The following is a 7716-nucleotide window of genomic DNA, read 5'->3' as shown; positions in this document are numbered from 1 at the left end:
CTGGACGAACACGAGCGAAATGATCGATACCTGACGATGCGAGTGTCACCCATGTGACTGAACTCATTTGTTACCCATGTGCTTGTCCTCTACATTGCCCCGCATACGGGCCCGATGAAGCCGGGCTACCCTCGCGAATTCCCCCGCCACGGAGGCCCGCCCCGACAGCACGTCCCTGTGCTGATCGGGGCTCTCGCGACATCCATGTCGCATGACCTCCTGAGCGCCGGTTTCGCTCGGCCTTCTGAAGGGGCGTTCCGGTGCGCTCGGAGGTTTCTCTGGAAACCCGTAGGGCGCATAACGCCTACGGCGTTATCCGCCATGATCGCGGACAAGGTCCCACGGTTCCAGGAGGCACGGACGTAGTAGGACTCCGTCCGCGATGAAAAATCGCAGGCAAAAAAACGGGCGACCGAAGTCGCCCCAAGTGCCTTGCGTGCTCTGTGATCGGGAAGGAAATCAGCCCTTCTTGTGGCTGTCCTTCCAGATGAAATATCCGACTCCACCGCAGAACAGGATCATCAGACCAACCGTGACAATGCCGGCGAGAACCACTTCGTCGATGAACATGATGCTGGCCTCCTGGATCCCTGTGCGTTTTGAAGATGGGCTCAGGTTAGCGTCGGCCGGGGGCGCGATATTGACCTGGATCAATGGCCGCAAAGCCCCGGTTCACGGGGCTTCGGATAACTGATCCAGATCAAGTTCGGGGAGGGTTGGGCTGCGGTGCATGGCCGCGCGGGGCGGCTTTGGAAGGGGAAATCCGGGCAGGCGGGACGGGCTCAGCGCTTCTTCGGCTTGCCCTTGCCCTTCTTGCGGGCCTTGCCCAGCGGCAGGGCCTGTTCGAAGGCCTTGCGCACTTCCTGCAGGCGTTTCTCGTGGACGTCGTGGATGCGCTTGTCGCGCTCGGCGTTGAAGTCGATCAGCTTGTCGTCGTTGCTCATGATCAGGCATGCACCAGGCGGAAAGTCAGGTTCAGGCGGGGGGCGACCGGGCGCTGCGTCTTGGCCACCTGATGCTGCCAATAATGCTGCGTTGCGCCGGACATGACCAGCAGGCTGCCGGAATCCAGCGCCAGGGAATGCTCGATGGCCGTTTGGCCCTTGCGGCGCAGGTCGAAGCGCCGCGTGCCGCCGAGGTTCAGCGAGGCCACCAGGGGGTTGCGGCCGAGCTCCGGTTCGTCGTCGCTGTGCCAGCCCATGGAGTCCCGGCCGTCGCGGTAATAGTTGAGCAGCACGCCGTTCAGGCGCTGGCCGACCTCGGCCTGCACCCGCGCGCGGATTTCCGCCAGCAGCGGCGTCCAGGGCAAAGGCCGGTGCACCAGGCCGGAGTAGCGGTAGCTGGCCTCGGCGTCGCCGTACCAGGCCACCAGGCGCGGCACCGGGTAGTCGCGGCCGTGCAGGTGCACGCAGGGCTGCTCCCAGGGGGTGTTCTCGACCAGTTCGGCGAACCAGGCCGCGGCGCAGGCCGGCTCGCACCAGTGCGGGGTCAGGCGCAGCTCGGCGTGTTCGAGGTGGATGGGCGCGTCGGCGAACAGCATGGCGGTAACCGGAGCAGGTCGAGAAGCACAGCTTACTACGCCGCTCAGACCTCGATGTCGATCCAGATACCCTTGCGCGGCGCCTCGCCCAGGCCTTCGTCGACGGCTTCTTCGCCCTCGGCCTGCGCGGCCTCGCCCTGCGCCTGCCGCCGGCGGCGCCGCTGCCGCTGCGAGTATTCCTCCTGCGGCGTCATCTCCGCCGGGTGGCGCTCCAGGCCCACGGCGGCATCGTCGGCGGCCGGGGCCACCGGCGCCACCGGGGCGACGTCCGGGCGCGTACGCGCCGGGTCCTGCTGCGCGGTGACCGGCAGCACGTCGCTGGGGATCGGCGGGATCATGGCTGTCGCTGGCTCCTCGCGGGCTTCAGGTTGTCGGCTGGCGGCGGCAGGCGCCGGCGCCCTCGCTACACTTCACGGAACGATCCGCATCCACCCCGGCCTGGCCGGCAGCGCGGGGCTGGCGCAGGCCCGTCGCCCCGGCGGCGGCTCCGCCCGGCCGCCGCGGGCGAACGGGCGTCGCTGAAAGCCGCGTGTTCCGTTACCATAGCCGGCTTTTTGCGGGAGGTGTCCATGGCGCAGTATCAACCGGGTCAACGCTGGATCAGCGACAGTGAAGCAGAATTGGGGCTGGGAACCATCCTGGCGCTCGACGGACGGCTGCTCACCGTACTCTATCCGGCCACCGGGGATACCCGCCAGTACGCCGAGCGCAACGCCCCGCTGACCCGCGTGCGCTTCGCCCCGGGCGACGAGGTGACGCACTTCGAAGGCTGGAAGATGACCGTCCGCGAGGTCGAGGAGGTCGACGGCCTGCTGGTCTACCACGGCATCAACTCGCACAACGACGCCAAGGTCCTGCCGGAAACCCAGCTGTCCAACTTCATCCAGTTCCGCCTGGCCAGCGATCGCCTGTTCGCCGGGCAGATCGACCCCATGCCCTGGTTCGCCCTGCGCTACCACACCCTGGAGCACCGCACCCGCCTGCTGCAATCCTCGCTCTGGGGCCTGGGCGGCGCCCGCGCCCAGCCCATCGCGCACCAGTTGCACATCGCCCGCGAAGTCGCCGACCGCATCGCCCCGCGCGTACTGCTGGCCGACGAAGTGGGCCTGGGCAAGACCATCGAGGCCGGCCTGGTGATCCACCGCCAGTTGCTCTCCGGCCGCGCCAGCCGCGTGCTCATCCTGGTGCCGGAGAACCTGCAGCACCAGTGGCTGGTGGAAATGCGCCGGCGCTTCAACCTGGAAGTGGCGCTGTTCGACCGCGAGCGCTTCGCCGAGAGCGACGCCAGCAACCCCTTCGAGGACAGCCAGTTGGCCCTGGTGGCCCTGGAGTGGATCAGGCGCGACGAGCGCGCCCAGGACGCCCTGTGCGCCGCCGGCTGGGACCTGCTGGTGGTCGACGAGGCCCACCACCTGGTCTGGCACCCCGAGCAGGCCAGCCCCGAGTACCAACTGGTGGAAACCCTGGCGCAGATCATCCCCGGCGTGCTGCTGCTCACCGCCACCCCGGAACAACTCGGCCTGGACAGCCACTTCGCGCGCCTGCGCCTGCTCGACCCGGACCGCTTCCATGACCTGGAGGCCTTCCGCCGCGAAAGCAGCCAGTACCGCCCGGTCGCCGAGGCGGTGCAGGAGCTGATCGACCACGGCCGCCTGTCCCCCGCCGCGCGCGAGGCCATCCACGGCTTCCTGGGCGCGGCCGGCGACGAGCTGCTGGCCGCCGTCGAGGGTGGCGACGACGACGCCCGCGCCCGACTGGTCCGCGAGCTGCTCGACCGCCACGGCACCGGCCGCGTGCTGTTCCGCAACACCCGCGCCGCGGTGCAGGGCTTCCCCGAGCGCCAGCTGCACAGCTACCCGCTGGCCAACCCGGTGGAGTACATGGAGCTGCCGGTCGGCGAGCACCCGGACCTGTACCCGGAGGTGAGCTTCCAGGCGCAGCTCGACGACAGCACCGACGAGAACGCCCGCTGGTGGCGCTTCGACCCGCGCGTGGAGTGGCTGATCGACACCCTGAAGATGCTCAAGCAGTTCAAGGTGCTGGTGATCTGCGCCCACGCCGAGACCGCCCTGGACCTGGAAGACGCCCTGCGCCTGCGCTCGGGCATCCCGGCCACGGTGTTCCACGAGGGCATGAGCATCCTCGAACGCGACCGCGCGGCGGCCTACTTCGCCGACGAGGAATTCGGCGCCCAGGTGCTGATCTGCTCGGAAATCGGCAGCGAGGGCCGCAACTTCCAGTTCGCCCACCACCTGGTGCTGTTCGACCTGCCGGCCCACCCGGACCAGCTGGAACAGCGCATCGGCCGCCTGGACCGCATCGGCCAGCAGCACACCATCCAGATCCACGTGCCGCACCTGGAGAACAGCCCGCAGGAGCGCCTGTTCCAGTGGTACCACCAGGCGCTCAACGCCTTCCTCGCCACCTGCCCCACCGGCAACGCCCTGCAGCACCGCTACGGCCCGCGCCTGGTGGAACTGCTCGAAGGCGGCGACGACGACGCCTTCGCAGCCCTGCTCGAGGAGGGCCAGGCCGCGCGCCTGGCCCTGGAGGCGGAGATGCACAGCGGCCGCGACCGCCTGCTGGAGCTGAACTCCGGCGGCGCCGGCGAGGGCGAGGCGCTGGTGGAGGCCATCGAGGAACAGGACGACGAATTCGCCCTGCCGATCTACATGGAGAAGCTGTTCGACACCTACGGCATCGACAGCGAGGACCACTCCGAGAACGCGCTGATCCTCAAGCCCAGCGAGAAGATGCTCGACGCCAGCTTCCCCCTGGGCAACGACGAGGGCGTGACCATCACCTACGACCGCGCCCAGGCCCTGGCCCGCGAGGACATGCAGTTCCTCACCTGGGAACACCCCATGGTCCAGGGCGGCATGGACCTGGTGCTGTCCGGCTCGCTGGGCAACACCTCGGTGGCGATCATCAAGAACAAGGCGCTCAAGCCCGGTACCGTGCTGCTGGAGATGCTCTTCGTCAGCGAGGCGGTGGCCCCGCGCAAGCTGCAGCTGGGCCGCTTCCTGCCGCCGGTGGCGCTGCGCTGCCTGCTCGACGCCAACGGCAACGACCTGGCCGCCCGGGTGGCCTTCGAGACGCTGCACGAGCAGCTGGAAAGCGTACCGCGCGCCAGCGCCAACAAGTTCGTCCAGGCCCAGCGCGACGTGCTGGCCAAGCAGTTCGCCGTCGGCGAGGCCAAGATCGCCCCGCGCCACGCCGAACGCGTGGAGAAGGCCCGCCAGCAACTGGTGGCGAGCCTGGACGAGGAACTGGCGCGCCTGACCGCGCTCAAGCAGGTCAACCCCAGCGTGCGCGACAGCGAGCTGGAAGCCCTGCGCACCCAGCGCGACGAGAGCCTGGCCCTGCTGGACAAGGCCTCGCTGCGCCTGGAGGCGATCCGCGTGCTGGTCGCCGGCTGATCCAAGCCACGCCGAAGAGGCCGCCCCGGGAAACCGCGGCGGCCTTTTTCATGCCTGCCCAATTGGCGTCACCCCGTAGGAGCGGACTCCGTCCGCGATTTCGCGGGCAGGGCCCGCTCCTACAGGTTGCAGGGAAGCACGGTATGCCTCCCCCGTAGGAGCGGACCTTGTCCGCGATAGCCGGACGATCCGGCGCGATTCGCGGATGAGATCCGCTCCTACGCTGCCCCACTCACGCCATTCCCATGTAGGAGCGCGCCCTGCGCGCGAAATCGCGGGCAGGGCCCGCTCCTACAGCTCAGGCATTCCCCTCCCACCGCCGGCATATCCGCCCTCAGGGTCTACTATTGACGCTGCGCAAGGGAATCCACCCCGGGGAGAGCTAGAGTTTTCCCACCAAGCCACTCATTGAGGGACACATCATGTACGAGCGCATTCTGGTAGCAGTGGACGGCAGCCCGGTTTCGGACCGCGCACTGGGCGAGGCGGTCAAGCTGGCCCAACTGACCGGTGGCGAGCTGCGTGTCATCACCATCGTCGACAGCCCGCTGCGCCATCTGCCCGACTATGCCGTCTACTACAACCCCGAGCCGCTGCGCGAAGCCGCGCTGAAGGCCGCCGACGACGTGCTGGCCAAGGCCCGCGAGCAGGTGGGCGACAAGGTGAAGGCGAAATTCGACCGGGTTTGCCAGGAGCGCGCCAGCGAGGAAGTCGCCGAGCGCATCGAACTGGAGGCCGAGGACGCCAAGGCCGATGTGATCGTCATGGGCACCCATGGCCGCCGCGGCGTGCGCCGGCTGATGCTGGGCAGCGTGGCCGAGGGCCTGCTGCGCGTCAGCAACCGCCCGGTGCTGCTGGTCCGCGACAAGTAAGTCCAACCCCAATGAAAAAGGCCGTGCGGGGCGCCTCGCACGGCCTTTTTTTCACCTGGAACGCCCTGTAGGAGCGAGCTTGCTCGCGAACGAGCCCCGCTGCGGACTCTGTTCGCGAGCAAGCTCGCTCCTACGAAAGCATCGGCGTCATTCGCCCGCCGCCACCGCATTGCCGCGGCAGGAGTGGAAGATGTCCAGGCCGGGCTGGTACAGGCTGGTGCGCACGTCCATCAGGCCGAGCACCGAGTGGAACAGGTTGTCGTGGCTCAGGCCCTGCTCGTCGCGCTTGCCGGCCAGGCAGCCGCGGTCGATGTCCAGGTCGCGCAGGGTCGAGGGCCCGAACCACATCACCATGGGCACGTGGGTCTGCGCCGCCGGGGCGATGGCATAGGGCGCGGCGTGCAGGTACACGCCGTTCTCGCCCAGCGACTCACCGTGGTCGGAGACGTAGAGCATCGAGGTGTCGTACCTGTCGCTGTTCTTGTTCAGCAGCTCGATGACCTTCGCCAGGAAGAAGTCGGTGTAGAGGATGGTGTTGTCGTAGACGTTCACCAGCTCGTCCTTCGAGCAGCTGCCCAGTTGGTTGGTGCGGCACACCGGCTTGAAGCGCTCCATGTCCGCCGGATAGCGGTCGTAGTACTCCGGGCCGTGGCTGCCGTCGGCGTGCAGGACGATGATGGCGTTGTCCTTCAGACCGTCGATGTATGCCTGCAGGTCCTGCAGCAGGGCCTCGTCCAGGCAGCGGTTGCCGTCGCAGAAGGGGCCGGGCTGGTTCTTCGGGATGTCGCGGTGCGGCACGCGCAGGCAGGTGCCCTTGCAGTCGCTGTTGTTGTCCAGCCAGAGCACCTGCAGGCCGGCGCGCTGCAGCACGTCCAGCAGGCTCTCGTAGGTCTTGCCCTTCTTGTCGCTGTAGTCCTCGCGGGGGAATTTGGAGAACATGCAGGGCACCGACACCGCGGTGGAGGTGCCGCAGGAGTGCACCTGGGTGAAGTTGAGGATGTCCAGCTTCGCCAGTTCCGGGTTGGTCTGCCGGGCGTAGCCGTTGAGGGAGAAGTGGTCGGCCCGCGCGGTCTCGCCGACCACGAAGACGAACAGCGACTTCTTCGCCCGCTGCGAGGCCTTGGCGCCCTGCACCGCGTCCTCGCCGATCTTCTGCACCACCAGCTCGGCCTTCTTGATGCCCAGGCGCTGCTTGCCGTACTTGCTCACGGCGTAGATGTAGTTGGTCGGGTTGATGAAGTGGGTCAGCTTGTCTTCCTCGCGGAAGATGGGTGCATAGGTGGAATAGAAGCCGCCCACCATGACCGCCACCGCGGCCACGCAGGCGAACACCACCAGCACCTTGTTCAGCAGCCCGCGCAGGAAGGGCTTGTAGGCCACCGGCAGCGCCCAGACCAGCGCCGACGGCAACGCCCCGAGCAGTAGCAGGTAGGCCACCAGCCGGCCGCTGAACAGCGCCTCGGCCTCGCCCGGGTTGGTCTCGAAGACGTTCTGCACCATCACCGTATCGATGGCGATGCCGTAGCTGTTCATGAAGTAGGCGGCCGCCGCCGAGCACAGCGCCACCAGGGTCAGCGCCGGCTTGAGCAGCGGGCGGAAGGACACCAGGGTCAGCAGCAGGGTGAAGGCGGCCCAGAGGAAGACGCCGAAGGACGCGAAGAAGGCGATGCGGTACGCCCCCTGCAACGGCACCAGGCCGTCCAGCGCCTTCCAGGTGGCGAGGTTGTAGAACAGCACCAGGGCCAGGGAAAACAGCAGCACCAGGCGGTTGGAACTGATCGTGGGTAGCAGGCGACGGTTGCCCTCGGACATCGAGGCACTCCTTGACGGTACAGCGGAAAACGGAAAAGCCCGCCGTCCCCGGCGGGCGGGCCGAATCTACTGA

The 7716-nt window shown here is 67.8% G+C and carries 7 protein-coding genes; 2 read left to right on the top strand and 5 right to left on the bottom strand.

The window, feature by feature from the left end; all coding sequences use genetic code 11:
- Positions 1-459: 459 nt before the first annotated feature.
- The 4 genes from ccoM to CHC02_RS26730 form a co-directional block, all read right to left on the bottom strand.
- Positions 460-570, bottom strand: coding sequence for a cytochrome c oxidase subunit CcoM (ccoM, locus tag CHC02_RS30820; protein WP_043274042.1), 111 nt, complete (start codon positions 568-570; stop codon positions 460-462).
- Between the two features lie 212 nt (positions 571-782).
- Positions 783-944, bottom strand: coding sequence for a hypothetical protein (locus CHC02_RS30315; protein ID WP_009618525.1), 162 nt, complete (start codon positions 942-944; stop codon positions 783-785).
- 2 nt (positions 945-946) lie between these two features.
- On the bottom strand, positions 947-1540 hold the full coding sequence (locus CHC02_RS26735) for an alpha-ketoglutarate-dependent dioxygenase AlkB family protein (RefSeq protein ID WP_089394421.1): 594 nt from the start codon (positions 1538-1540) through the stop codon (positions 947-949).
- A gap of 44 nt (positions 1541-1584) precedes the next feature.
- The gene (locus CHC02_RS26730; protein WP_089394420.1) at positions 1585-1878 is read right to left on the bottom strand and encodes an aspartate-semialdehyde dehydrogenase; all 294 of its coding nucleotides are present in this window, start codon (positions 1876-1878) and stop codon (positions 1585-1587) included.
- Between the two features lie 225 nt (positions 1879-2103).
- On the opposite strand from CHC02_RS26730, the gene rapA reads away from it, so the two are divergent.
- Both rapA and CHC02_RS26720 read left to right on the top strand, forming a co-directional pair.
- Entirely contained in the window at positions 2104-4959 is a 2856-nt protein-coding gene (gene rapA / locus CHC02_RS26725) for an RNA polymerase-associated protein RapA (protein WP_176450348.1), read from the top strand.
- A 422-nt stretch (positions 4960-5381) separates the two neighbouring features.
- A complete protein-coding gene (locus tag CHC02_RS26720) occupies positions 5382-5831 on the top strand; it encodes a universal stress protein (protein ID WP_009620619.1) in 450 nt (149 codons plus the stop codon).
- 147 nt (positions 5832-5978) lie between these two features.
- Here the strand turns inward: CHC02_RS26720 and CHC02_RS26715 are convergent, their stop codons facing one another.
- On the bottom strand, positions 5979-7643 hold the full coding sequence (locus CHC02_RS26715) for a phosphoethanolamine transferase (protein WP_089394418.1): 1665 nt from the start codon (positions 7641-7643) through the stop codon (positions 5979-5981).
- Positions 7644-7716 lie beyond the last annotated feature (73 nt).

Origin of the sequence: Pseudomonas delhiensis, assembly GCF_900187975.1 — a bacterium.
Classification (GTDB): domain Bacteria; phylum Pseudomonadota; class Gammaproteobacteria; order Pseudomonadales; family Pseudomonadaceae; genus Pseudomonas; species Pseudomonas delhiensis.
This window is presented reverse-complemented; position numbering and strand designations above follow the sequence as displayed.